This is a genomic window from Epilithonimonas caeni DSM 17710 (assembly GCF_000426465.1).
Lineage (GTDB): Bacteria > Bacteroidota > Bacteroidia > Flavobacteriales > Weeksellaceae > Epilithonimonas > Epilithonimonas caeni.
This window is the reverse complement of sequence record NZ_AUFK01000009.1, coordinates 136,246-163,217: the sequence shown is the minus strand read 5'-3', so window position 1 is coordinate 163,217 and position 26,972 is coordinate 136,246. Positions and strand designations below refer to the sequence as shown.

The following is a 26,972-nucleotide window of genomic DNA, read 5'->3' as shown; positions in this document are numbered from 1 at the left end:
AAGCCTTCAAAAATATGAAGGCTTTTAAATTTATAAAGATTAAGCTTTCGCCTGTCTTTCCAATCTTTTTCTTTCTTCTTCGGAAAGAATTTTCTTTCTCATACGGATGAAGTTTGGCGTAACTTCTATCGCCTCATCAGCTTGGATATATTCCATACATTCTTCCAAAGAGAACAATATCTTTGGTGCAACACCGGTATCTTTATCTTTTCCGGCTGCACGCATATTGTTCAACTGTTTCGCTTCTACAATGTTTACAACCAAATCTCCTGGCTTATTTTGTTCACCGATAATCATACCAGTGTAGATTTCCTCACCCGGGTCAACGAAGAACTTACCTCTATCTTGTAGTTTGTTGATAGAATATTCTGTAGCCGGACCAGTTCCTTTACTTACTAGTACTCCATTGTTTCTTCCAGGAATTGCACCTTTGAAAGGCTTGTATTCTGTGAAACGGTGTGCCATAATAGCTTCACCGGCAGTTGCAGTCAACATCTGAGAACGTAATCCGATAAGACCTCTTGAAGGAATCTCGAATTCCATATGTTGCATTTCACCTTTAGTTTCCATAATGTGAAGGTCACCTTTTCTCTGAGTTGCCAAGTCGATAACTCTGGAAGCAAATTCTTCCGGAACATCAACAACCAAAGATTCATAAGGCTCCAGTTTTTGACCATTCTCATCTTCTTTCAAGATAACCTGTGGCTGACCAATTGTCATTTCGTAACCTTCTCTTCTCATTGTTTCGATCAAAACAGATAAGTGAAGAATACCTCTACCAAAAACTAAGAAAGTGTTTGCATCATCAGTCTGCTGAACTCTTAATGCCAAGTTTTTCTCTAATTCTTTAGTTAATCTTTCTTTAAGGTGGTTTGAAGTAACATATTTACCGTCTTTACCAAAGAAAGGTGAGTTGTTGATAGAGAACGTCATATTCAACGTTGGCTCATCAATCGCTGTTCTTTCCAATGGCTCAGGATTTTCTAAGTCAACAAAAGAATCTCCAATCTGGAACGCATCAAAACCTACAACAGCACAGATATCTCCAGCTTGTACTTCGGTTACTTTTTTCTTTCCAAGACCTTCGAAAACGTAAAGTTCTTTTACTTTTCCTTTTACGATTTTTCCGTCTGCCTGAGCAAGACCGATCCATTGAGACTCTTTAACCTCACCTCTTGTTACTTTCCCGATTGCAATTCTTCCCAGGAAAGAAGAAAAATCTAATGAAGTAATCTGCATCTGAAGGTTACCTTCAGTTACTTTCGGTTCAGGAACATATTGTAAGATCCCGTCTAATAATGGGAAAATATTGTCAGTTTGTTCTAATGAAGTGTTGAACCATCCTTGTTTAGATGAACCGTAGAATGTTGGGAAATCCAACTGTTCTTCAGTAGCATCCAGGTTGAAGAACAAATCGAAAACCTGGTCGTGAACTTCGTCCGGACGACAGTTTGGTTTGTCCACCTTGTTGATAACAACCAAAGGTCTAAGGCCAAGTTCCAAAGCTTTTTGAAGTACGAATCTCGTTTGTGGCATTGGTCCTTCGAACGCATCTACCAACAAGATTACACCGTCAGCCATTTTCAGAACTCTTTCTACTTCGCCACCAAAATCGGCGTGACCGGGTGTATCAATTACATTGATCTTTGTGTCTTTGTAATTTACTGAGATGTTTTTTGAAAGAATCGTAATTCCTCTTTCTCTTTCCAAATCATTGTTATCCATAATCAGCTCACCACTCTCCTGATTCTCTCTGAAGATGTTGGTTGCATGAATAATCTTATCAACCAAAGTCGTTTTTCCGTGGTCAACGTGTGCGATAATCGCTATATTTCTAATGTTTTGCATATCCATTTTTTACGCGTGCAAATGTAGTGAATTTTTACGGGATGATGAACTGCAATTCAATTATTTTTAAAAATATGGCGAAATAATTAACATCTAATTAAAGCTTTGTTAATCAACAAATTAAATTACAGGCTTTATTTATAATATCCTTCGAAAGCCTTAGGATGACAACACAGATATTAATTTTACAATTTCTAACGCTGTCAGGCTGAGGTTCTCGAAGCCTTTAAAATCTCTTTTCCATTAATCGATTGCGTGAAAACCAGGTAATGATCTCCGCCGTCATTCAGTTTGTATTTTTTCTTGATTTCTTCCGGTTTTAAAGGATAATTTTTGGAAATCAAATTATACTTCTCTCCTTTCTTCAAATCTTTCGCATCGATTTTTTCTATTTCTAAAACTCGTCCGGGAAAGTTTCCTATTTTATTTTCTGAAGTATAAAAATGTGTATTCGGATGAAGTTTTTTCAATCCGAATTTTTCCGAAATGATATTAAATACGCCCGCTTTCAGAATTGAATTGTTTGGAATATAAAGAAATTTCAAACTTTCTGAGAATTCTGACCTTGCTGTTTTTTCATCATTAAAATTGAATGAAAACTCTGGTTCATCAGATTCAAGATTTACACAACGAATCTGAATGTCTTTATTCTTTGTTCTTTGCTCTTTATTTTCAATAATTAACAAAAGTTCTTTCACTTCATTCCTAACCGCAATAATTTGAATTTCACTAATGTTTTTCAATTCTGAAATCAAATATGAAATATCAATCAACGGCGATAATTTGACAATAATTTTGTCTGCAATCGAATGTAATTTTTCTTCTATTTCTAATAGATTTGGAGAAAGGTCTTCAAGCAAAAATTTCTTTTTGTTTTGCTGGTCTCTTCTTGCTGGGTCAAGATAAACGATATCGAACTTATTCTTATTTTTAATTTGATTCTGTTTGTCAGTCTGAGGCTCTCGAAGACCATTCAAAAATTCTTCAAGATTTTCATTAATAAAATTCGCTTTTCTGCCTAATGTTTTCCAGTTATGTTCAACAATAGAAATCAATTCGGGATTTTGTTCAATCAATGTAACGTCATCAAAATTTTTTGATAAAAAATAAGCATCAATCCCAAATCCACAAGTTAAATCCAGAAAACTTTTTCCTTTCAGATTTTGAGCTTTATATTTTGCGGTCGATTGTGATGAAGCTTGTTCAAGATTGAGATTTGGAGGAAAGATAATTCCTTCTTTTGTTAAAAATGGAAATTTCTTTTCTGCTGTTTTTTTGCCTTTGATCTGCTGAACAATTTCCTGAATCGAAACATCAAAAAATGGTGATTTTCTCAATAGCATTTTAGTTAAATCACAATTGAGATTTTGATTGATATAGTTTTGAATATCAGAAGAAATAAGTTTTGAAAAATCCATTAGTAAATTATCAATAGCTTTTATTTAGAATTTAAAATATTAAATTCTAAAAATCACAAAGATAAATGATTCGAAAATAATCTGTGTTTAAACCGATTTCATATTCTCACCGTCACGGAAATTTAGTCTTCGGAAAACCAAACCGGAAAGTATAGTAAGAAAACCTACAACCAAAAAAGTATATCGGAAGGCTGTGTGCACTTGATTTTTAATGAAGGTCGTGTCGCCTTCAAACAATTTCAAGACAATCAGACCAAACGCAATCCCGAATCCAATTGCAAACTGCTGATTTACTGACACCAAAGAATTTCCACTGCTATTTTGATAAGGTCGCAAATCGGCAATTGAAATCGTATTCATCGATGTAAATTGAATCGAATTAAAAAATCCAAGAATCAACAAAATCGGAACAAACCAATAAATAGAACTTTCAACACTCGGAATTGCTAAGCAACAAATTAAAATCCCAATGATAAATGTATTGACCATCAAAGTTTTGCGATAACCAAACCTATCCAAAATCCCAATCACGAAAGATTTTCCAAACATCGCTGTAAGCGCCATTGGTGCAATAATCCAGCCAGATGTCAAAGCCGATTGTCCATAAGCGATCTGAATCATCAGCGGAACCAAAAGCGGGATGGAACTGATCCCAAGTCTTGTTGCCAGATTTCCCAAAATCCCAACTCGGAAAGTCCGAACTTTAAAAAGATTCAGTGGAAAAATTGGATTGTCATCTGTTTTAGCATGTTTGTAATAGAAGTAAAGCATCAGAAATCCTAAAGAAAATATCATCAAAACAGGTGTGAGATTCTGTGCATTTCCTAATATTTCCAATGCGCTCGACAGTAGTAAAGATGCCAATGCGAAAATCAGAAATCCCTTCAGATCAAAGTCGATGACAGGTGACTTATAATTTGGCATATATTTTAAGCTGAGAATTATGCCTAAAATCCCGATTGGAATATTAATCAAAAAAATCCAGTGCCAGCTCAGATAATCTACCATATATCCACCAACTACCGGACCCATTACCGGCCCAATCAATGCGGGAATAATAGCGAAATTCATTGCTTTCAGGAGTTCATTTTTGTTGAAGGCCCGAATCAATGCCAACTTCCCAACCGGTGTCATCAAACTGCCACCAACACCCTGAATAACTCTGGAAATCACCAATTCGGTCAGGTTTTGAGATAACGAGCAAAACAATGAACCCAACGAAAACAAGACCAGCGAAAGAATAAATATTTTTTTTGTTCCGAATTTGTCCGCCAAAAATCCGCTAACGGGCATAAACAAGGCCAAAGTCAATACATAACTGATGATGGCATTCTGCATATCCAAAGGCGATTCCTGTAGATCTCTGGCAATTGACGGCAAAGATGTATTCAAAATTGTGGAATCCAGCATCTGCATAAAAATCGCCGTTCCCAAGATAAGAGGAAGATATTTTTTGACTGATTCGGTAGTTATATTGTCGCTCATAATAATCAAAATAAAAAACCTGCAATTCTGCAGGCTAAATCTATACCAAAGGCTCTTGCTGACTCAAACAATGGAAACTTCCCAATCCCCAAATAATGTCTGTAGAATCTATTCCAACGACTTCTCTATCCGGAAAACATTTCTGGATAATTTCCAGCGCCAATGTATCTTTATCACATCTGTAAGTCGGAACAATAACGGACTTGTTGGCGATGTAAAAATTAGCATAGGAAGCGGGCAATCTTTGTCCTTCACAATAAACTGCGTCTGGCATTGGAAGCTTGATGATATTTAGTTTTTCACCATTCAGCAAGGTCATTTCTTCTAATTGGCGAAGATTGGTTTGAAGGATCTCATAATTATCATCATCAGGATTATCTTCGATAACTGTCAGAACTGTATTTTCATTCACGAAACGGATGGTATCATCCACATGACCGTCTGTATCATCACCAACAATTCCGTCATCTACCCAAAGAACCTGCTTTTGTCCGTAATATTTTTTCAAAAATTCTTCTACTCCTTCCTGTGAAAGATGTGGATTTCTGTTTTTATTAAGAAGGCAAGATTTAGAAGTCAAAACCGTTCCGGCACCATTGAATTCAACAGAACCGCCTTCCATAATAATTCCGGGGTAAAGAACAGGCAATCCTTTTTCTTCAGCAATTTTAGTAGGGATCACATCATCCAATTCGAATGGCGGGTATTTTCCACCCCACGCATTGAATCCCCAGTCCACAATAATCTTCTGAGGTTCTTCACCATTCCTGTTCACTAAAAAAGCGGGTCCATGATCTCGGCACCAGGCATCATTCGTTTCATTAAAATAAAACTCAACTTTTGATATATCTGCGCCAGCTTTGGAAATATGTTCCATTGCAAAAGCCTGCATTTCATGATCTTTGACATTGATACAGACGAACTCGCCCTTCGTCAATTCCGCAATAAATTTGGCATAAGCAGGATAGATCAGATCAATCCTTTCCGGCCAGGATTCTTCTTTGTGAGGCCAGGAAAGCCAGGTTGCCTCGTGCTCTTCCCATTCTGCAGGGAAGGTGTAGTCGGAAAGATTGATATTATTAGGAATATTATTGTTGTTCATTTTATTTGTTGCCAAAGTTTTTAAGTTCGTTTTCGATTTCTTCGATGGTTGGAAGAGCACTTTTCAAATTGTCCGGAAGCTTCTCTACCAATTGGATTTCGCTTATTCCAATTGGCTTATTAATATCTCTCAAAGCAAATTCTGCCTCGATATTATTTTTGTCTTTGCAAAGTAGAATCCCGATGGTAGGATTTTCTGATTCTTCCTTTATCAAACTATCGACAGCTGAGAGGTAAAAATTCAGTTTTCCGGTATATTCAGGTTTGAATTTGGTGTTTTTTAACTCAATGACGATGTAGCACTTTAGTTTGATGTGGTAAAAAAGCAAATCCAAGTAATAATCCTGATTGCCAATTTCCAGGTGATATTGATTACCAAGAAATGAAAACCCTTTTCCTAATTCCAAAAGGAACTTCGTGATATGATGCGTTAATTGTTTTTCAATATCTTTTTCTCTAAAATCTGCATCTAATGCCAGAAAATCGAAAATATAAGGGTCTTTCAAAGTTTGATTCGCCAAATCCGAAAGTGGTTTTGGTAAAGTGTTTTCAAAATTATTGACAGATTTCCCTTGTCTTTCTATGAGTTTACTTTTTATTTGTAAATCCAGAATATCTCTGCTCCAGTTATTTTCGATACATTTTTCTACATACCAAAATCTTGTTTTTTGGTCTTTGATCTTTTCAATCAGCAAAATATTATGTCCCCAAGGTAATTTTGCAACAGTCTGTTGCAAAATTGTAATATCTTGATATTCCTTAGCAAACTTCAGCATATAACTTAAGTTTCTTTCCGAATAACCTATGGAATTTGGAAACTCAATTTTCAAATCCTTTGCTAATTGTGGAATAACTCCGGAAGACCAACCTTGTTCGGTTTGTTTTTGAGCAATAGAATTACCAATTTGCCAATACAAAAAAATCATCTCAGCATTCACAGACAAAGCTGCCTTTAGCTGTGAGCTAAGGATTCTTTGCTTGATGTCTGAAAAAAGATTTTGGTAAATATTAAGCTCCATTAATTTGTGGAATTAATCCTCGTCAATAAAACGTTTTGTAATCGGTGAATAAGTTTCGATTCTTCTGTCTCTCAGGAACGGCCAGTGCTTTCTCATATAGTCGGTTTGGGCAAGGTCAACTTCTGTTACTGCTACTTCTTCTTTATCGTGAGAGCCAAGATATAAAAGTTTTCCTTGAGCATTTGTAACAAAACTTCCGCCCCAGAATTTCATCGCACCATCCTGCTCGAAGCCTACTCTATTCACGGAAACCACAGGAAGTCCGTTGGCTACAGAATGAGAACGCTGGATGGTCTGCCAAGCATTATATTGGTCTTGATTGGTTTCCTCGTCCTGATCTGTTGCCCAGCCAATTGCTGTTGGATAGAACATGATATCTGCACCCATCAATGCCGTAATTCTGGAAGCTTCAGGATACCATTGATCCCAGCAAATCAACACTCCGACTTTCCCAAACTTGGTGGGAAAAATTTTATAACCTAGATCTCCAGGCGTGAAATAAAATTTCTCATAAAACGCCGGATCATCCGGAATGTGCATCTTACGGTATTTCCCAAGATAAGTTCCGTCTGCATCGATAACAGCAGTTGTATTGTGATAAAGCCCTTGTGCTCTTTTCTCGAATAACGAAGCGATGATGACAACTCCCAATTCCTTTGCAACCGTAGAAAGTGCATCTGTTGAAGGCCCCGGAATAGGCTCTGCCAATTCAAAATTATCGTAATCTTCTACATCGCAAAAATATAATGATGTAAAAAGCTCTTGTAAACATACTATCTGAGCACCTTTTGCGGCGGCTTCTTTTATTTTTTCAATGGCTTTGTTCAAATTTGCTTGTTTGTCAGCAACACAAGACATCTGAACGGTTCCGATTTTAACTTTTGACATTTAATCTAATTTTTCACAAAATTACTAAGATTCTAGGGAATCAAAAATTCAACCAAAAGTTTTTAGATCAATATTTTAAAAAATTAATTCTGTCATCTGTATTTTCTATATTCCGAAACTGTTAAATACGCCTGAAAACTTTACCTTTGCACCAAATTAAAATGCGATAGAATTATGATGAATTATCATACGCGAAAATGGATAAAACCAGAAGACCTTAATCCTAATCATTCGCTTTTTGGAGGAAGACTTCTGGAATGGATCGATGAGGAAGCAGCGCTTTATGCAATCATTCAATTAGAAAATACCAGGACAGTTACCAAATATATTTCCGAGATCAATTTTGTAAGTTCGGCAAAACAAGGTGATATCATAGAAATCGGAATAGAGGCAGTTGAATTCGGAAAATCATCATTAACATTACGCTGTGAAGTCCGAAACAAGATGACACATCAGATCATCATCACCATTGACAAGCTTGTATTTGTCGGTTTAGATGAAGACGGAATGCCAAAACCTCACGGAAAAACAAAGATCGAATATGTTGAGGACAGATTGTATGTGAAAAATACATCTTCTGGAAATAAGTAGGCAATTATTGATTTTGATTTTCAGAATCATAGAAAAAGGATTTTGAAATCTGACAGTAAATAGAAAATAGGATCTAAATGTAGATCCTATTTTCTATTGTGATACCAAGCATAATTTCGTTCAGAAAATTTTCTTTAAATTCGTGAAGTTTAAATTAAAGTTAATGAAAAGTAAAATCCTTTTATCAGCCTTGTTCTTTCCGGCTGTAATGGCATTTGGTCAGCAATACGGTGGCATGTGGATCCCAACAGAAGTCAATGAAAAAGAAATGAAGGAACTGGGAATGAAGATTTCTGCAAAGGATATCTTCAATCCTGAAAAAGCGAGTATCAAAGATGCTGTTGTCCAATTTGATGGTGGCTGCACTGCGGAGATCATCTCTCCAAATGGACTTTTATTAACCAACCATCACTGTGGCTATGACAATATTCAATCCCATTCTACTGTAGAAAATGATCTTTTGACCAATGGTTTTTGGGCGAAAGACATCAACGGAGAATTGCCAAATCCCGGTGTAACTGTTGATTTCATTACCAGTATCAAAGAAGTAAGTAAAGAAATCCTTGCAGGAACTGATGGTCTGACTGGAAAAGAACTAGACATTAAGATCAAGCAAAATACAGATGCCTACATCGCTTCTCAAAAAACCGAAGCTTATCAAAAGATTTCCGTAAGAGCGATGTATTATGGTAATAAATATTATGCCTATGTGATTGAAACATATAAAGATATCCGTTTGGTTGGAGCACCTCCTTCTGCAATCGGGAAATATGGTTCCGATACGGACAACTGGGTCTGGCCAAGGCACACAGGAGATTTCTCTATGTTCAGAATATATGCAGACAAAAACAATAAGCCTGCAGAATATTCCAAAGATAACGTTCCTTATACACCAAAACATTTTTTACCGATCTCCATCAAAGACAAAAAAGAAGATGATTTTACATTTGTTTTCGGTTTTCCCGGAAGAACCACAGAATATCTTCCTGCTGTTGCTGTCGAAAAGATCATGACAGAAATAGACCCAGCCATGATCTCGGTTCGTGATGTAACGCTTAAAACACTCGATGAAAAAATGAGGGTGGATAATGCAACAAGAATCAAATATGCTTCTAAATATGCTAGAATCTCCAATGCCTGGAAAAAATGGCAAGGAGAAATTGAAGGTTTGAAAAAGTCCAATGCCGTTGGAAAAAAACAGCAATATGAGCAAACGCTTATCTCTAAAAATCAAGCAATCAAGCCTACTATTGATGCCCTCAATAAATTATATGGCGAACAAGCCCCTTATGCATTGAACAGAGCTTATTATAGCGAATTACCGAGAAATGCCGAAACTCTGGCTTTGGCAAGCTTATTCGGAAGTTATATAGAGGCTGTTGAAAATGGAACTTCTACACAAAAATCTTTGGACAATCTCAAATCCAGACTTTCCGATATCTATAAAGATTATGAAAGTAGCCTGGATGCAAAAGTGACTGCAAAAGTTATTGCTCTCTATGCCAACAAAACACCACAGCAATTTTTACCTGCAGGTTTTGAAAAGTACAAAGATGTCAATCAGAATATTGCAACGATAGAAAACTGGGCAAAAACATCGGTCATTACCGGTGGCGGAACCGTAAATGGCGCAACAGTTTATTCTGACATCAATAAAGTTTTTGCTGACCAGGCCACTTTGGTCCAAGCTATAAAAAAAGACCCTTTGGTTCAGCTTTATGCTTCCATCAAGAATACTTATGTGAAAACGACACATGATAAAGTGACTAATTTGCAATCTGATATTGACGCCCTGCAAAAGAAATTCATGGCACAGCAAATGGAAACGGACAAAGACAGAAAATTCTTTCCTGATGCCAATTCCACACTTCGTGTAACTTATGGAAAAGTGAAAGGGTCTAATCCAAGAGATGCTGTGAATTATGGTTATCAAACACATCTTGCCGGTGTTTTAGAAAAATATATCCCTGGAGATTATGAATTTGATTTGCCTAAAAAACTGATCGATCTTTACAACACAAAAGACTACGGTATCTATAAAGACAAAACAGGAGATGTCCCTGTAAATTTCACTGCAACGAACCATACAACAGGAGGAAATTCCGGAAGTCCTGCTTTGGATGCTTATGGAAACCTGATCGGGCTGAACTTCGACAGACAATGGGAAGGAACAATGAGTGACATCAATTATGACCCGAAATTGTGTAGAAACATCATGGTCGATACAAAATACATTCTTTTTGTAATCGATAAATATGCCGATGCAAAATGGCTATTGAATGAGATGAAGATCGTAAAGTAATTAAATTTTAAATCAATACTGCTTTGCCAAAGATGATTATCTTTGGCAAAGTTTTTTCTGATGAGCTTCAAGACCAGATTTTTCCGAGTTATTAACCCATTATCAAAGAATTTTTCCTTTGATCATTTTTCAAAGCTACTACCTTTTGAAACTATTATCATAGTTTACCATTTGGTTTCGGACAAGAATGTAAAGCACGTTAAACATCTTTTCCCTTATCGCTCGGTCAATCAGTTTGAAAAAGACCTGGATTTTCTTTCGAAGCATTTTGAGTTTATCGACTGGGATGATTATCTCAGTAAAAAGAAAACCTCAAAACCTGGCATCCTATTGACTTTTGATGATGGTTATATTGAGTTTTACGATATCATCTCTCCTATTCTTCTCAAAAAAGGAATTTTTGCGATCAATTACATCAATCCGAAATTCATTGATAATAATGAAATGATGTGGAGAAATAAAGCCAGCCTGATTGTTTCGGAAATAATTGAGGATGAGAATTTTCAAGATAAAATGTTCGAATGGACCGGCAATGAATTAAAAGAAATTATTTCTTCAATCCTAAGTATCAATTTTAAAGATAAACACCAATTGGATGAGATCGCTGAACATTTAGAAATTGATACTAAAAATTATCTAAAGACAAATCCCGTATATCTTACTACAAACCAGCTACAAAAACTAAAAAATGATGGTTTTGGAATTGCTTCCCATGGTTGGGACCATCCACTTTACAATCAGCTTTCCTTAACAGAACAATTGGAGAACACGCAAAAAGCTCTTGATTATATGAATGAAAATCATTTTTTGATCGATTCTTTCGCTTTTCCTTTCACAGACAATTTGGTCAAAAATCAATTTTTCGATTCGGTTTTTAGTCAAAATCCAGACCTTAGAGTTACATTCGGTGCTGCAGGTCTGAAATTGGATTCCAATAAAAAAAACATCCAAAGAGTTCCTATAGAAATTAGAAATTATTCAGTTGAAGAGATTCTGAAAAACGAAATCATCTATTATCAATTTCTAAGAAATACCAAGAAAAACAGGATCAAACGAAGCTGAAAAATTATGCTTTGAATAAAGTGTTCCTTATATTTGTTAAAAATTAATGATCAGGTGATAAAAATCGTTGGATTAAATAAAGACCAGTTAAAAGGTTTTACAAAAACCGAAGCATTTGAAAATTTTGAATTTGCTCCGATTTCAGAATTAAGGGAGGTTTCCCATATCCATAATCCACGTGCAAAGCCTGAAGATAATTTACTTTTTTTAGCCTATGAAAACGATTGTCTTGCCGGATATCTGGGAATGTTGCCCGATGATGTAACTGATAGAAATGGACATAAAGTTCATTTTGGATGGCTGTCAACATTATTCGTCAGTGAAAAATTCCGGGGTAAGCAAATTGCCCAAAAATTACTTTACGCAGCGGAGGAATCTTATAACAAAAACCTTATGATCACAGAGTTCACACCAAGTGCGGGGAGATTATACCGCAAGATCGGAATGTTTGAGGATCTAAAGACCAAAGCAGCTGTGCGGTATTATTACAAATCTAATTTGGCGGAGCTTTTACCTTCTAAAAAAGATATTTTTCTAAAGAACAAGATCTGGCTGAAACGTTTTGATAGTTTCATCAATATTTTTATTCCTTATCTCAGCAAAGGGAAAAACCATATATACAAAATCTCGAGATCTGTTGATGATGATTTAAGCAGATTCATTTCTGTCCAAGCTAAAAATCCGATTGCGAGAAGCTCGGAAGATTTCCAATGGATGTTGAATTTCCCTTGGCTTTCCCAGAAAAAAGAAGAGTCTGATTATCTTTTCTCATCCTATTCCGAAGATTACGAAATGTTTTGGGTTGTGGTTTATGAAAATCAACAAATTGTTTCCGCAATGCTTTGCTCTGTGAGAAACAGCCACTTGAAGGTGCTTTATTATTTTGGAAATTCTAAAGTTGTTTCAGAAGTCTTACCAAAGATCATCAGGAAGTATAACGTGAAAATGATGACGCTCTATGATGATCATCTTAATCATTCAATTAATGATCTTCCAAAAGCTATCTACAAAAGACCATTGAAAAGAGAATATCTCGTCCATAAAGGTTTTAAAGAAAAATTAGGGAAAAATTTCGACTTCGATTTTACAGATGGGGACGGCGATTTTTCATTTACATAAAAAACTATTTTTCACAATCACATTTTTCCCTTCTGTGGCGTTTAAACTCATTATCCCAAAACGGATAGAGTTTAATTGCCAGATAAAAAGCAGCAGCATGAAGATGTTGATGTTTGAAAAACATCGGAAAAATATTCTCACTTCCCAATATCACAGGTCCCAAACGCAAATAACCACCGAAATAAAGATGTCTATATTCTGATAACGATGTGGAAACTCCGTAACCAATCGCTTCTTTCTGAACCGAATAATTGGCGTTGAGCATATTGTTTCGCTTGACAGGATTTCTGAAAAAAGGAACTCTCTGGATCCAATTGAAATTGATGAAATGGTTCGCTTTGACCCTTTGGCTATAGTTAACATTAATGCTTGTAGGTAACCCGATTCGGAATCCGTTTCCTACAAAAGAAGCGTCCTCATTTCCATAGGCTTCCTTGCTTATTTTCCTAAGATAATCTTCTGGCGTCGTAAAATCCTCATCTTTGAAAACAGGATTATTTTGCAGCCAAACGGTTTTCCCATTTTTAAAAGAATGATTGATCCCCTGCTTGAAATTAACAGAACCGATGTCCAGGATATTCAAGGAGAATTTAGAATTATATTCGTCCTCTCCTTTGTCTTTATCCATCATTGTAATTCCAATATCCAATCCTAGTCCCGACCCGTTCTGCTTGTATTCATATCTATCGTTCTCAAAGTCATAATTGGTAATATAATTCAAAGAAATATCGTAATTGGAGGCATAGATATTCTTATAATCCGGATCTTCTGTAGGCGCAGGATCGCTGGCAGACAGGTCGATATCTTTATGGCTTATGATATTGGCAGCATCCAGACCCATCTCATATTTTATATTGACGCCAAAAATCCAATGTTTGTCAGAGTAAGGAAAAATCTCAGTTGCAGCATTCAATCCAACCTCATTCCAGCTCATGGACGCCGATGAAAAAGGATTCATTTTATAATCCGAAGGCTGTGGGACCATCTCGTTCCCAAAGCGGAAATAATTATCCAGTTTCAGAACCGCACCTTGTACTCTCATACGGCTGAATAACCCAAACGCATACTTTTTCTCTTTTATATCCGCTATCATAGAAAAGGACGGTCCCAGGGCATCATAATTCATCAAAGCATCAGCAGTTTCTTTGTTATAAAAATCAAAAACATTAGATTGGTTCTCCCCTCTTATGTTCTTCCTGGGGTTTGCGATCTGAATTTCGGCATTCAATAATCCCAAAACATTCTGTTTCGAAATGTAAGCGTAATTATTTTGTAGAAATATATCGGCTGATATCAGATTGACATCCCAAGGATTTGTATTAAGGAAAGCTTGTGTAGGAGAAAGGACAACCGAGTTGATCCCACTATAATTATCGTTGGAAAAACTGAAATTATTTTGTGCCGCGATCTTCACAAAGCAGAAAATAAAGAGACAAAAATAAAATAGTTTCAACATTATATGTCCGAATAAATAGCAAACTAATTTACACAGAAAATATTGTTGAAAATCTAAAAAAATTAAACAAAAAAAGTTATTGTTCCCAATAGAACAATAACTACAAAATTAAACCTTGCCAAAGACCTGAACTACGACAAGGTTTTGTGAGGAATTTATTTTAAGAATTGAATCCTTCGATGATCTTTGAGAAATCTTCGATCTTAAGTGCTGCACCACCGATCAAACCTCCATCAACATCCGGTTGAGAGAAGATCTCTTTAGCATTGTCGGGCTTTACACTTCCTCCGTAAAGGATAGAAACTTCATCAGCGACTTCTTTTCCATATTTGTCAGCAATCAGGCTTCTTATATAGGCGTGAACTTCCTGTGCTTGTTCTGCAGTCGCCGTTTCACCGGTTCCGATTGCCCAAACCGGTTCGTAGGCGATCACCACTTTTTTGATCTCTTCAGCAGATAAAGTGAAAAGAGCCGTTTCAGTTTGATTTTTGACAACTTCAAAATGCCTTCCCGCTTTTCTTTCTTCCAATTTTTCACCGTTGCAATAGATGGGTGTCAAACCTTTGTCCAAAAGTGCTTTTACCTTTCTGTTGGCGTGGCTGTCAGTCTCTCCGTGGAAAGTTCTTCTCTCCGAGTGTGAAACCAAGCTTCCGTCTGCATCTACAGAAGCCAGCATATCCACAGAAATCTCACCTGTGTAAGCACCACTTGCATATTCTGAAACATCCTGTGCGAATACGCCTACCTCATTATTTTTAAAAACTTCTCTAGCTGCAGTAAGATATAAAGCCGGCGGCGCGATATAAACCTCGCAGTTGGTTGTATTATTTTTTTTGTATTCTAAAAGCTGAGCCATCAATTCCTGAGCTTCAGAATAGGTTTTGTTCATTTTCCAGTTTCCTGCAACAATGTTCTTTCTCATTATATTTTAATTTAATTTCCAAATATTTTTTAGTAGTGTGTAAAACTGATGTTCTTCATCTGTCACCTCATTATCAGCTTTTATGAGTGATTTTGCAAACTGGATGAAGTTTTTTCTTTCTGCTTCTGTAGAATCTTCCTCGAAACATTTTGCATGGAACTCGAAGTGTTCCTGCCATTGGTCGGCTGTAAGTTGGGCAATGATCTCTAATTCGTCGTCCAGATTCAAACGAAAAGGGAATTCTTCCGCCATATATTCCTGGACTTTAAGCCCTTCTTCTGGTTTGATAATGCCATCTACAGCGGACAAAATCATTAACAAATGATAGCCTGCGATAGGTTTATTTGATTTTCTCATTATATAATTTAATCTTGATTTAAATAATCTTTTGCGCCCAATTTCTCAACTATTTTCCCTTTTTCCAAAATCAATACAAAAGGATTGCTTCTCGCGATGGTTTTGATAGCAATCTCGTCCATTAGATAATTCGGGATCTGTTTGTAAAAATCAGGCTGCGTGCTGACACCATAAACTTTGGCTTTTTCTGTCAGGGCTTTAGTTTCAGTTTTTTTAACTAATTCTAAATCTGCTTCTTTTGGTTTGTAGGTAAAAACCAAAACAACTCTTGGCTCCTTCAGAATTTCGTCTGTGATCGGATTTCCATTGGCATCTTCAATCTTAAATTTTGAAATCTCGGATTCGTAGCCTTTTTTCGTGATTTCGGAAGTTGTTTTTCCGTCTTCGATCTTCCAGGTTGTATCTTTCCAATATTCCTTATTGATATATTCGTCTTGATCCACTTTTTTCACTTCGCCGGTTTTGGAATTTTTAAGCGAATAAAAAGTCTTGTATTCCGAAGGATTTTTATTGATTTTCTCTTTCTCAGCTGCTAGGTCAGTTCCAATAGAATAAGCTCTGAAATCTATCATCGGTTCGTGTGCAATTCCTCTGTACATCACAAAAATCATGACCAAAACAAAAACGCCTAACAATGGTAATTTCCCGAATCTCACCTTTTCATCTTCTTCTCTTTTTCTGTAAAGAACCGCCAGAATCAACAATAAAACCAAAAGTGTAATATCTTTCCAGAATGACTGCCAAGGTGTGAATTTCAACGCATCTCCGAAACACCCGCAATCTGTAACGACATTATAATAAGCGGAATAAAATGTAAGGAAACCAAAGAAAACGCAAAGGGCAATCAATGCATAAAGTGTTTCCTTAAGTTTGATTTTCATCAATAACATAAATCCTAAAACCAATTCCAGAACAACTACAATAATTGAAAATGCCAGAGCATATTTTTCCAAAAACGGCAGGTTGAAAACAATTGGTGAGAAATATTCTTCCAACTTGAAAGAAAATCCTTTCAAATCAACGGCTTTCACGAAGCCTGATGCGATGAATATCAAAGAAACAATATATCGTAAAATTGTGCGCATAGTTTATGTATTGACGTTATAATTGATCAAGAGTTAATTTTAAATTTAATCAAACAGAAAACAGCATAATTCAGCATATCAAAATAGTTCGCATCCAACCCTTCCGAAACCAACGTCGCTCCTTGGTTATCCTCTATCTGTTTGGTTCTCAAAACCTTTTGATAAATCAAATCGGTAATCGAAGAAATTCTCATATCTCTCCAGGCTTCGCCGTAATCGTGATTTTTGCGTTCCATCAGTTCTTTTGCCTTTTGAGCGTAAAAATCATAAAGATGGATGATCTCCTCGGGATCAGCATTCAGTTCATCAGAAAAACCCTTTTCCAACTGGATCAATCCGATGATGGAATAATTGATGATGGCGATGAATTCATCTTCTTCACTTTCATCCACCATTTTCACATCCGTCATTTGTAACGTTCTGATTCTATTGACTTTGATATAGATCTGATCTGTGATAGAACTGGGGCGAAGAACACGCCACGCCGTTCCATAATCTTTCATTTTCTTCTGAAAAAGCTCTCTGCAAACCTTTATAACGTCGTCAAACTGGGCGGATGTATTGTGCATAAATCTGTCTATTGGTTCAAAGATACAAATTTAGTTGAAAGTTAAAAGTTGAAGGTTATCAGTTTTTGAATCTATAAAAATAACTTAGGACTGATACTTAATAACTCACAACTAAATTTTATTTTTGTGATATGGACTTTTTTTCAACTAACCATTCCAGGTTTTTCTCAATCAATTGTAATGGCAGATTGCTTGACCTGTCAAAGCCCAAACTAATGGGAATCTTGAATCTGACTCCAGATTCTTTTTCTGATGGTGGGAAATTCAACAATGAAAAATCAGCTTTGCAACAAGCTGAAAATTTATTAAAAAATGGCGCAACTATTATCGATGTTGGCGCACAGTCAACTCGTCCAAATTCCGAATTTTTGAAAGCTGATGAAGAAATCAGAAGAATTGGAAACGTTATTTCATTAATTAAAAAAGAATTTCCGGAGAGTTTGATTTCTCTTGATACATTTTATTCGGATGTTGTACAATTTGGATTTGATGAAGGAATTGATTTGGTTAATGATATCTCTGCCGGTCAATTTGATCCTGAATTATTAGACTCGGTCGCAATGACCGGCTTGCCTTATATATTAATGCACGTCAATCCAACTTATGGATTGATGCATGAAAAGATCAAATTTGATGATATTATTATTTCAATCAATCGATTTTTCGCTGAAAAAGTAAATCTTTTAAGACAAAAAGGGATCAAAGATATCATTCTCGACCCAGGATTCGGGTTTGGGAAAACCGTTGAAGACCAGTATAAAATGATTGACGATTTCGAATATATTGGATTTGGCCAATTGCCAATCCTGGCCGGGATTTCAAAAAAATCATTCATCTATAAGCCTCTCAGAAAACAACCGAACGAAGTTGAAAGAGAAACATTAGATTTACATCATAAGTTATTAAAAAAAGGAGCGAATATCATTCGTCTTCATAATCCTGAAACTTTAGTTATTTAAATTATTATCTAGATCTTCATATTATTAAAACGATCTGGCAGTAAAATAAAATAGAATTTAATTTTTAGGTAAAATTTTCGCAAAAATTCTAAAACACTCAATCAATATAGAAATTTTTATAAAAATTTAGCATGGATAAGTAATTATTTAAACAAATTACAATGCAACAAAAACCCAAAACAAGTATATATTTAATAATTTTATTAAAAAATACTTGGTTATTTCAAAATAATTTAACTAAATTTGAGAGAATTAAAAAATTAATTTTATGAAAAAAATTCTATTTTCTTTACTGGCCATAGCCGGTTTAACGACAAACACTGTAAACGCACAGTATGTCGTATTTCAAGACAGCTTTGAAAGTTATACCGACTTCGCAATTTCAAATGTTGGCAGCTGGACTTTACTTGATGTAGACAATAGTCCATCTGGAGGATTTAATGGTATAACATTCCCCAACGGGAATGGTACTAACAAAGCTTTTCAAGTATTTAACTCTACCACTACCACTCCTGTTTTAACTCCTACTAGTACTTCCAACTGGACTGCAAGAACAGGTCAAAAAACAATGACTTCTTTTTATCTCTCTAGTGGTGCGTCTAACAATGACTGGCTTATTTCTCCGAAAATCCAACTTGCTGCCGATGGAGGAGCATTGAGCTTTTGGGCAAAAAGCTGTGATGCTACCTATGGTGCAGAAAAATACAGGGTTTACATCTCTACTACCGGTACTGCTGTTGCAGATTTCACGCCGTTATCAGCTGTACAAACTACACCATCAGATGTTACTTGGCATGAATTCACAACTAGCTTGAGCGCTTATGCAGGACAACAAGTATATATCGCTATACAATGTTCTTCTACAGATCAGTTTGGCTTTGCTGTTGATGATTTCAAAGTAACAACTTCAATTGCACCAACTACCGCTCCAAACTGCTCCACTTTAACATCTCCGGCAAACGGAGCCATTGATGTAGCATTCACATCCACAACATTATCTTGGGCGCAATCTGCCGGAGCTGAATCCTATGACGTATATTTAGACAAAAACCCTAATCCAACAACTCTTGTCCAAAATGTAACGGGAACAAGCTATACTGCGGCTTCCTTAGACCTGTCATCTACCTATTATTGGAAAGTAGTTCCTAAGAATACAGTGGGATCTGCAACCGGATGTACAGTTTACTCTTTCACTACAGCAGCAGCTACTTATTGTACAGCTGGCGCAACTTCTACAAGTTGGGAAAAAATAAGTAATGTTACCTTCGCAGATATTAATAACAATTCGACAGCTACGGCAGGATACGAGGATTTTACATCTGTTGTAGGGAACGTACTGGTTGGTTCGACCTACACCTTCACAGCTTCATTCACCGGAACATCCTTTGATGCTGATCAGGTTATGGTTTGGATAGACCTTAATAACGATAAGGATTTTGACGATGCAGGTGAGCAAGTCCTCGTTACTCCTATAGGGGTATCACCTTGGACAGGATCAATCACTATTCCTGCCGGAACAACCATAGGAGCAACCCGCATGAGAGTGAGATTGAATGACACAAGCTCATCTTCTTCCAATACTACGCCGTGCGGAACAGCAACTTTCGGACAAGTAGAAGACTATACTTTAAATATTGGAACACTCGCAGTTAATGAGGTTTCTAAAACTGGAATCAAAGCCTATCCAAATCCAGTGAAAGATATCTTCACTATTGAGGCTGCGGAAAAAATCCAATCTGTAAAAGTGTTTGATGCTACCGGAAAACAATTACTAATTAAGGAATTGAATGAGGTTAAATCTCAAATCGATTTAAGTAAATTAAATGCCGGTGTGTATATTGTAACAACTACAATGGCAGACGGAAGCACAGCATCAACGAAAGTGATCAAGAAATAACAATTGATTCTAAATAATTTCAAATCCCGTCAATTGGCGGGATTTTTTTATAGAAATATTTGTAGTTCAGAAAAAAGTTGTACTTTTGCAACTCGAATTTTTAATTAAAATTAATTAACATTATGAACAATTACGAAACTGTTTTCATTTTAACTCCCGTTCTATCTGATGCTCAGGTGGAGGAAGCAGTGAAAAAATTTGAAGACCTATTGACTTCAAACAATTGCGAAATCGTTGCCAAGGAAAATTGGGGACTTAAGAAATTGGCTTATCCTATCCAATTGAAAAAGAATGGTTTTTATACCCTTATCGAATTCAAAGGAGAAGGAACTGTAGTTGCAGACCTAGAAACTGCTTTTAAACGTGATGAGAGAGTTATCCGTTACTTAACGACTAAACTTGACAAGCACGCTGTAGATTATGCAGTGACAAGAAGAAGCAAACTAAAATCTGCTAAAGCTTAATTATTAACCTTTAAAATTTTAAAACAATGGCAATAGATGATATGGCAAAACAAGCCTCTGCTGGAGGTGAATCAGAAGTGAAGTTTCTTACTCCACTTGATATCAATACAAAATCTGAAAAGAAATATTGTAGATTCAAAAAATTTGGAATTAAGCACGTAGATTACAAAGATGCTGACTTCCTTTTACAATTTGTAAACGAACAAGGTAAGATCTTACCAAGAAGATACACCGGGACTTCTCTTAAATATCAAAGAAAAGTATCTGCTGCGATCAAAAGAGCAAGACACCTTGCTTTGATGCCTTACGTAGCTGACTTATTGAAATAAGAAAAATAATAAAAGAAGTAGGTTCGTCTGCTTCTTTTGTTGCTGAATAAATTAATTAATTCTAACTTGATTTAGATTTCAGATTTCAGAAACCAGACCAATAAAGTCTAATATCTAATATCTAAATCTAATATCTAAAAAAGGACAACAACAATGGAAATTATCCTAAAAAAAGATGTAGAAAACTTAGGACTTGAGTTTGATACAGTAAACGTAAAACCAGGTTATGCAAGAAACTTCTTGATTCCTCAAGGTTTTGCATTATTGGCAACGCCTAAAAATAAAGCTGCTCTAGAAGCTACTTTAGAATCTAGAAAAGAAGAAGAAGCTAAATTGGTTGCTGCTGCTAACGCAGTTGTAGAACAATTGAAGAAAACCACAGTTACTATTCCTGCAAAAGTGGGTGCTGGTGACAAGCTATTCGGTTCTATCAACAATGCTGACCTTGCTGCTGCTTTGGAAAAAGCTGGTGTTAACGTCGATAAAAAGTACATCAGAATCCCTGGTAATACGATCAAGAGAACTGGTAAATTCTCTGCAGTTGTAAGGCTTCATAGAAATGTTGAATACAACTACGAGTTTGACATCGTTTCTGACGCTCCAGTAGAAGCTCCGAAACCAGCTGCTGCGCCTAAAGCAAAAGTAGAAGAAGAAACTCCTTCTGAAGAAGCTTAATCGAATAAAGATCCAAAAATAAAAAAACCACTTCAAATGAAGTGGTTTTTGTTTTTATGATAACTGTTTTTTAAGATTTATTTGGATTGGGTTTCCAAGAATTAAAAAAGTCTTTTACTTTTTCAAGGCTATAACCATTTCCCTCTTCTAAGACTGCGCTATCCTGCGTATGAATCTGTTTCCCGTTTTCGTCTAAAATTATAAATACTGGGTAACCAAATTTCTCTCCAGGATTCCCATAACCCGTAAAGATTTTTTCATTTTTATTTTCTGGCGACCAATTCAAATGGTAGTAGATGTAATTATTATCAACAATTTGTTTCAGTTCGGGCGTTTGTTGAACATAATTATTGAATCTCAAACACCAGATACACCAGTTCCCCCCAGCCTGTATTACCACATTTTTATGTTCTTTTTTAGCAAGTTTTACAGCATTTTTGATATCCAATTCTGCATTGGCCTCTGGGTGGTATGGTTTAGGTAATTTAGCTTTTTCTTCGGCAGCCGCCTTTTTCTTGGCTTCTATTTGTTCTTTGGTAAGCTCGGTGGTTTGGGCATTTGCAAAAGAAAATAAAAGTATACCTCCGACAAATAACAATTTCTTAACAGATTTTCTCATTATTATTGATGATTGATTTTAATAAAGACCAAAGTTAGTCAAAAATTCAGCCATTTTTCAGTATATTTGCCAATATTCATTATACATTGAATCAATTTTTATTCGGCATATTATTACTAATTTCCAGATTACCACTCAGAATATTATATTTCTTTTCAGATGTAATGTTCTTTGTCAATTATTATATAGTAGGCTACAGGAAGAAAGAAGTTTTGGAAAATCTCAGAAATTCTTTCCCTGAAAAATCGGATAAAGAAATCAAGGATATTTCGAAAAAATTCTTCTCCAACTTCTGCGATTACCTTGCCGAGATGCTCAAGGGTTTTACAATTTCCGAAACCGAATCGAGGGTTAGAATGCAGCACCTGAATCAATATCTTTTCCAACAGGCAAAGGACGAGGGCAAAAATATCATAATGTTGTCCGGACATGTTTTCAACTGGGAATGGTTCAATGCATTGGCGACACTTATCCCTCAGAAAGATTGTCATCCCGTCTATCGTAAGATGAGCAGCCCTTTTTGGGAAGAAAAGATCAAACTAATCAGGAATAGATTCAATAACAAATCCCTTGAAGCGACAGAAGTCATCAAACACATCTTCCGAAACCAAAATAACGGAAATTCAGCTTATATGTTCGTAGCTGACCAAACTCCGAACGTACATTCTGTTAATTATGGACTAAAGTTTCTGAATCAAAAGACCCCGGCTTTCATTGGATATGACAAGTTATCTACTAGAATGGATATGGTTTTTATCTATTGTGAAATGAAGAAAGTGAAACGAGGATTTTACCAAGTGAATTACCATAGAATTTATCCGGATGGAGAAAAATTTGTGGAGCACGAGGTCGTGAAAAAGTTCCATAAATTGTTGGAGAACACAATCAGAAAAAACCCGGACAATTGGCTTTGGTCGCATAGAAGATGGAAATATAAGGATGCCATAAAAACTTACGAAGAATAATGACTGTCGCAATTGCAATTCTCAATTGGAACGGAAAAAAATGGCTGGAAAAATTCTTACCATCTGTAATTAGATATTCCCCTGATGCACAAATTTTCGTTATCGATAATGCTTCTACAGATGATTCGGTTCAATTCTTAAAGAATAATTTTAATTCGGTCAAAATCATTCAAAATCAAAGTAATTCTGGTTTTGCTGCAGGCTATAATGAAGGATTAAAATCGATTAACGCAGATATTTATTGCTTATTAAATTCTGATGTAGAAGTAACAGAAAACTGGATCTCTCCAATCATAAAATTATTCTCCGAAGACAAAAACATCGCAGCAATTCAACCAAAAATTCTGGATTATAACCAGAAGAATAAATTCGAATTTGCAGGAGCTGGTGGTGGTTTGATTGATAATCTCGGCTATCCTTACTGCAGAGGGCGTATCTTTGATGATATCGAATCTGATAATGGGCAATACGACGATGAAACCGAAATCTTTTGGGCTTCCGGTTGTTCATTATTTATCCGCTCACAAGATTTTTGGAATATGGATGGCTTTGACGAAAGATTCTTCGCACATCAGGAAGAAATCGACCTTTGCTGGAGATTGAAAAATACAGGAAGGAAAATCTATTACACAGGAAGATCCAAAGTCTATCACGTTGGTGGAGGAACACTTAACAAGCAAAATCCGCAGAAAACATACTTAAATTTCAGGAATAATCTAACGATGATGCTCAAGAATCTTCCTTCATCAAAGGTATTTTTCATTCTGTTTTCCAGACTTTCTTTGGACGGGGTTGCCGGAATTTATTTCGGATTCAAAAATGGATTTTCACATCTTTGGGCGATTTTTCGTTCACATATGGGATTTTATTGGCAACTACCAAAATCAATCCAGTTGAGACAAAAAAATCAGATCGATAATTATTACCAGACGAGATGGTTGATTTTCAAACATTTCTTGGGCTCAAAAAATGATCAGTAATGGATTTTATTGCTTTAGATTTTGAAACCGCGACGCACGAGAAGAATTCCGCCTGTGAATTAGGAATTTGTATTGTAGAAAATGGTCAAATCAAAGAAACCAGATCTTGGCTGATAAAACCACCATCTTTTCCTTATTTCAATCATCACAACATCGCTGTTCACGGGATTACCCCGGAAGATGTGCAACATTCCCCCACTTTTGCTGATGTTTGGTATGAGATAGAAAACCTGATGTACGGAAATCTAATGATTGCCCACAACGCTGCTTTTGACGCCAATGTTCTGAGAGGCTGTCTTGAGCATTACGGTTTTTTCAAACCAAATATAAACTATCTGTGCAGTATTGGTGTAGCGAAAAAAGCTTGGAAAGACCTTAAAAGTTATGGCTTGAAAAATCTGGCAGAACAACATCAGATCAGATTCAATCATCATCGTGCAGATGCTGATGCAGAAGTCTGCGCAAAAATCTCATTATTAAGCTTCGAAAGATTGATGATAACCCGTAATGAAGAAATTAAAGATGTTTTTAGCAAAAGAATTAAGATTTTATAAAATTATCTTAGAAATCTCAGAAGAAAAATCTAAGATAATTAAACTTTAACATCAGATTCAGTCAGGGATAATTAATTATTTCTGTCCTTCAAATATTTCTGCCATTCCCAAGTGGTTTTGAGCGCTTCTTCCAAAGAGGTTTCAGACTTCCAATTGAGTTCTTTTTCGGCTTTGTCTGCATTAGCATAAGCAATTGTGATATCGCCTTCTCTTCTCGGGCAGATCTGGTAAGGAACCGGCACATCATTGGCCAACTCAAAAGCTTTTACAACCTCCAGAACCGAAGAACCCTTTCCTGTTCCTAAATTGTAAATATCAAGAACTGTTTCTTCCTCTGAGTGAATCAATTTTTGCAGAGCCGCAACATGTGCTTTCGCCAAGTCCACAACGTAGATATAATCACGGATCGCTGTCCCGTCCGCCGTTGGATAATCATTCCCCCAAATGCTCAATTTTTCTCTGATACCCGCTGCTGTTTGTGTAACGTAAGGAACCAGATTATTAGGAATCCCTGCCGGCAATTCTCCTAGTAAAGCTGTTGGATGCGCACCTATTGGGTTGAAGTATCTTAATAAAGATACTCTTTTTTGATAAGCTCTCGAGAAATCTTTCAGAATATCCTCGCCCATTTGTTTGGTTTTTCCGTAGGAAGATTCGGCTTCTTTTAAAGGTGTGTTTTCGTCTATTGGCATTTGATCAGCTTGCCCATAAACCGTACAAGATGAACTGAAAATGAAATTGGAAATATTTCTTTCTTTGAATTCCTGAAGAACATTGATCAAGGAAAACAAATTGTTCTCATAATATTTCAAAGGCTCCGTCATACTCTCTCCTACTGCTTTAGAGGCTGCAAAATTGATACAACCTTCGATATCATGTGCATCGAAAACTTGCGTTAATAATTCTTTTCTTCTAAGGTCGAAAGGATAAAAAATCGGACGTTTGCCTGTGATCTCCTCAATATTATCAAGGATAAATTTTTCCGAATTTGATAAATCATCCACAATGATGACATCAAAATTATGATTGATCAATTCTACAACCGTGTGTGAACCGATATAACCGAGACCGCCTGTTACGAGTATGGACATTTAATTAATTATGGGTTATGAATTATTAGTTTTCTCAAAGAATTCCAAAACAGAATCTGTAATATATTTTAATTGTTCTTCATCCAATTCTGTGTGCATTGGTAAAGAAATTACTTGATCAAGTAATTTATCCGTATTTACAAAATCAGAAGGATTACTTTCCTGGTAATAAGCTTTTTGTTTTCTAAGCGCCACCGGATAATAGATCATCGCAGGGATTTCTTTTTCTGTCAGGAATTTTTGCAATTCATTACGTTTTCCGTTCGTAATTCTCAACGTATATTGATGAAAAACGTGCGTGGAGTTTTCTGCTCTTTTCGGAGTTAAAATATTTTCGTGCCCTGCAAAAGCTTCATCATAATAATCCGCTGCTTTCCTTCTGGCCTCGTTATAAGAATCAAGATTTGGTAACTTTTTTCTCAAGATCGCAGCCTGAATGCTGTCCAATCTGGAGTTGACACCAACTTCGTCGTGGTAATAACGCTCGTACATCCCATGGTTTACGATTCCTCTTAATCTGTGTGCCAATTCGTCGTCATTTGTAAAAATCGCACCACCATCACCATAGCAACCAAGATTTTTTGATGGAAAGAAAGAAGTAGTTCCAATGGTTCCCATTGTTCCTGATTTCTTTGATGTTCCGTTTGAGAAAATAAAATCAGCACCAATGGCTTGCGCATTATCTTCAACGACATAAAGATCATGTTCTTTGGCAATTTTCAGGATTTCTTCCATATTTCCGCATTGCCCGAAAAGGTGAACAGGGATAATAGCTTTGGTTTTTGGTGTAATTGCCTTTTTGATTGCTTCTGTGTCAATAGTAAAAGTATCATAATCAACATCTACTAAAACGGCTTTCAATTTCAATAAATGAATCACTTCAACCGTAGCAGCAAAAGTAAAATCTGCAGTAATTACTTCATCTCCCTCTTGTAAATCCAAAGCCATTAATGCAATTTGAAGTGCATCTGTTCCGTTGGCGCAAGGGATCACATGTTTTACATCCAAATAATTTTCAAGGTCGGCTTGAAAGGATTTCACTTCCGGACCATTTATAAAAGCCGCAGAATCCATCACATTCAAAACTGCATTGTCAACTTCACTTTTAATTTTATAATACTGGCTTTGCAAATCAACCATTTGGATCTTTTTCATACTCAAATATTTATTATTAAAGGCATTTGAAATCGTTATGGACATAGCTCCAAATATTTTTT

Annotated in this window: 26 protein-coding genes; 12 read left to right on the top strand and 14 right to left on the bottom strand. The window is 36.0% G+C overall.

Features of this window, described 5'->3' with window-relative positions:
- Positions 1-39: 39 nt before the first annotated feature.
- From typA to K319_RS0101965, 6 genes are all read right to left on the bottom strand, one after another.
- The gene (gene typA, locus K319_RS0101990) at positions 40-1,848 is read right to left on the bottom strand and encodes a translational GTPase TypA (protein ID WP_027382089.1); all 1,809 of its coding nucleotides are present in this window, start codon (positions 1,846-1,848) and stop codon (positions 40-42) included.
- 203 nt (positions 1,849-2,051) lie between these two features.
- Positions 2,052-3,266: a class I SAM-dependent methyltransferase gene (locus tag K319_RS0101985; protein WP_027382088.1), complete on the bottom strand. Its 1,215-nt coding sequence runs from the start codon at positions 3,264-3,266 to the stop codon at positions 2,052-2,054.
- Positions 3,267-3,353: 87 nt separating this feature from the next.
- On the bottom strand, positions 3,354-4,751 hold the full coding sequence (locus K319_RS0101980; RefSeq protein ID WP_027382087.1) for an MFS transporter: 1,398 nt from the start codon (positions 4,749-4,751) through the stop codon (positions 3,354-3,356).
- 40 nt (positions 4,752-4,791) lie between these two features.
- On the bottom strand, positions 4,792-5,853 hold the full coding sequence (locus tag K319_RS0101975; protein WP_034671253.1) for an agmatine deiminase family protein: 1,062 nt from the start codon (positions 5,851-5,853) through the stop codon (positions 4,792-4,794).
- Between the two features lies 1 nt (position 5,854).
- Positions 5,855-6,871 carry a PDDEXK nuclease domain-containing protein gene (locus K319_RS0101970; protein WP_027382085.1) on the bottom strand — a complete coding sequence of 339 codons (1,017 nt, stop codon included), beginning with the start codon at positions 6,869-6,871 and terminating at the stop codon, positions 5,855-5,857.
- A 12-nt stretch (positions 6,872-6,883) separates the two neighbouring features.
- A complete protein-coding gene (locus K319_RS0101965) occupies positions 6,884-7,759 on the bottom strand; it encodes a carbon-nitrogen hydrolase (RefSeq protein WP_027382084.1) in 876 nt (291 codons plus the stop codon).
- 177 nt (positions 7,760-7,936) lie between these two features.
- Here K319_RS0101965 and K319_RS0101960 point away from each other — a divergent pair, with 177 nt between their 5' ends.
- From K319_RS0101960 to K319_RS0101945, 4 genes are all read left to right on the top strand, one after another.
- Entirely contained in the window at positions 7,937-8,350 is a 414-nt protein-coding gene (locus tag K319_RS0101960) for an acyl-CoA thioesterase (protein WP_027382083.1), read from the top strand.
- Positions 8,351-8,513: 163 nt separating this feature from the next.
- Entirely contained in the window at positions 8,514-10,652 is a 2,139-nt protein-coding gene (locus K319_RS0101955) for a S46 family peptidase (RefSeq protein WP_027382082.1), read from the top strand.
- 42 nt (positions 10,653-10,694) lie between these two features.
- A complete protein-coding gene (locus tag K319_RS0101950; protein WP_156907030.1) occupies positions 10,695-11,714 on the top strand; it encodes a polysaccharide deacetylase family protein in 1,020 nt (339 codons plus the stop codon).
- 54 nt (positions 11,715-11,768) lie between these two features.
- Positions 11,769-12,833: a GNAT family N-acetyltransferase gene (locus K319_RS0101945; RefSeq protein ID WP_169712644.1), complete on the top strand. Its 1,065-nt coding sequence runs from the start codon at positions 11,769-11,771 to the stop codon at positions 12,831-12,833.
- 4 nt (positions 12,834-12,837) lie between these two features.
- Here K319_RS0101945 and K319_RS0101940 read toward each other — a convergent pair whose 3' ends face one another.
- The 5 genes from K319_RS0101940 to K319_RS0101920 all read right to left on the bottom strand — a co-directional run bounded on the left by K319_RS0101940 (position 12,838) and on the right by K319_RS0101920 (position 17,222).
- Positions 12,838-14,289: a hypothetical protein gene (locus K319_RS0101940; RefSeq protein ID WP_027382079.1), complete on the bottom strand. Its 1,452-nt coding sequence runs from the start codon at positions 14,287-14,289 to the stop codon at positions 12,838-12,840.
- Positions 14,290-14,449: 160 nt separating this feature from the next.
- Complete coding sequence (gene tpiA / locus K319_RS0101935; RefSeq protein WP_027382078.1) at positions 14,450-15,211, bottom strand: triose-phosphate isomerase; 762 nt, start codon at positions 15,209-15,211, stop codon at positions 14,450-14,452.
- 6 nt (positions 15,212-15,217) lie between these two features.
- Positions 15,218-15,568, bottom strand: a complete 351-nt coding sequence (locus tag K319_RS0101930; protein WP_027382077.1) for a tellurite resistance TerB family protein — start codon at positions 15,566-15,568, stop codon at positions 15,218-15,220.
- 8 nt (positions 15,569-15,576) lie between these two features.
- Positions 15,577-16,653, bottom strand: coding sequence for a BT_3928 family protein (locus K319_RS0101925; protein WP_027382076.1), 1,077 nt, complete (start codon positions 16,651-16,653; stop codon positions 15,577-15,579).
- Positions 16,654-16,679: 26 nt separating this feature from the next.
- The gene (locus tag K319_RS0101920) at positions 16,680-17,222 is read right to left on the bottom strand and encodes a DUF1599 domain-containing protein (protein WP_027382075.1); all 543 of its coding nucleotides are present in this window, start codon (positions 17,220-17,222) and stop codon (positions 16,680-16,682) included.
- Positions 17,223-17,353: 131 nt separating this feature from the next.
- On the opposite strand from K319_RS0101920, the gene folP reads away from it, so the two are divergent.
- From folP to rplI, 5 genes are all read left to right on the top strand, one after another.
- Entirely contained in the window at positions 17,354-18,181 is an 828-nt protein-coding gene (gene folP, locus K319_RS0101915) for a dihydropteroate synthase (protein WP_034671251.1), read from the top strand.
- Positions 18,182-18,449: 268 nt separating this feature from the next.
- Positions 18,450-20,078 carry a GEVED domain-containing protein gene (locus K319_RS20880; protein WP_051230355.1) on the top strand — a complete coding sequence of 543 codons (1,629 nt, stop codon included), beginning with the start codon at positions 18,450-18,452 and terminating at the stop codon, positions 20,076-20,078.
- A 122-nt stretch (positions 20,079-20,200) separates the two neighbouring features.
- Positions 20,201-20,542: a 30S ribosomal protein S6 gene (gene rpsF / locus K319_RS0101905; protein WP_027382073.1), complete on the top strand. Its 342-nt coding sequence runs from the start codon at positions 20,201-20,203 to the stop codon at positions 20,540-20,542.
- Between the two features lie 26 nt (positions 20,543-20,568).
- The gene (rpsR, locus tag K319_RS0101900; RefSeq protein ID WP_027382072.1) at positions 20,569-20,871 is read left to right on the top strand and encodes a 30S ribosomal protein S18; all 303 of its coding nucleotides are present in this window, start codon (positions 20,569-20,571) and stop codon (positions 20,869-20,871) included.
- Positions 20,872-21,024: 153 nt separating this feature from the next.
- Entirely contained in the window at positions 21,025-21,546 is a 522-nt protein-coding gene (gene rplI, locus K319_RS0101895) for a 50S ribosomal protein L9 (protein ID WP_027382071.1), read from the top strand.
- 70 nt (positions 21,547-21,616) lie between these two features.
- Here the strand turns inward: rplI and K319_RS0101890 are convergent, their stop codons facing one another.
- Positions 21,617-22,165 (bottom strand): thioredoxin family protein, encoded by a 549-nt coding sequence (locus K319_RS0101890; RefSeq protein ID WP_034671249.1) that lies wholly within the window; start codon positions 22,163-22,165, stop codon positions 21,617-21,619.
- A gap of 86 nt (positions 22,166-22,251) precedes the next feature.
- Between K319_RS0101890 and K319_RS0101885 the strand changes: the two genes are divergently transcribed.
- The 3 genes from K319_RS0101885 to K319_RS0101875 are packed head-to-tail and all read left to right on the top strand — an operon-like array spanning position 22,252 to position 24,664.
- On the top strand, positions 22,252-23,130 hold the full coding sequence (locus tag K319_RS0101885; protein WP_027382069.1) for a lysophospholipid acyltransferase family protein: 879 nt from the start codon (positions 22,252-22,254) through the stop codon (positions 23,128-23,130).
- Complete coding sequence (locus tag K319_RS0101880) at positions 23,130-24,110, top strand: glycosyltransferase family 2 protein (RefSeq protein ID WP_027382068.1); 981 nt, start codon at positions 23,130-23,132, stop codon at positions 24,108-24,110. The genes K319_RS0101885 and K319_RS0101880 overlap by 1 nt, the downstream gene beginning before the upstream one ends.
- The gene (locus K319_RS0101875; protein WP_027382067.1) at positions 24,110-24,664 is read left to right on the top strand and encodes a 3'-5' exonuclease; all 555 of its coding nucleotides are present in this window, start codon (positions 24,110-24,112) and stop codon (positions 24,662-24,664) included. Before K319_RS0101880 ends, K319_RS0101875 begins: the two co-directional genes overlap by 1 nt.
- Before the next feature lie 71 nt (positions 24,665-24,735).
- On the opposite strand, the gene galE is transcribed toward K319_RS0101875, so the two are convergent.
- Both galE and K319_RS0101865 read right to left on the bottom strand, forming a co-directional pair.
- Positions 24,736-25,755, bottom strand: a complete 1,020-nt coding sequence (gene galE / locus K319_RS0101870) for a UDP-glucose 4-epimerase GalE (protein ID WP_027382066.1) — start codon at positions 25,753-25,755, stop codon at positions 24,736-24,738.
- A gap of 15 nt (positions 25,756-25,770) precedes the next feature.
- The gene (locus tag K319_RS0101865; RefSeq protein ID WP_027382065.1) at positions 25,771-26,910 is read right to left on the bottom strand and encodes a DegT/DnrJ/EryC1/StrS family aminotransferase; all 1,140 of its coding nucleotides are present in this window, start codon (positions 26,908-26,910) and stop codon (positions 25,771-25,773) included.
- Positions 26,911-26,972 lie beyond the last annotated feature (62 nt).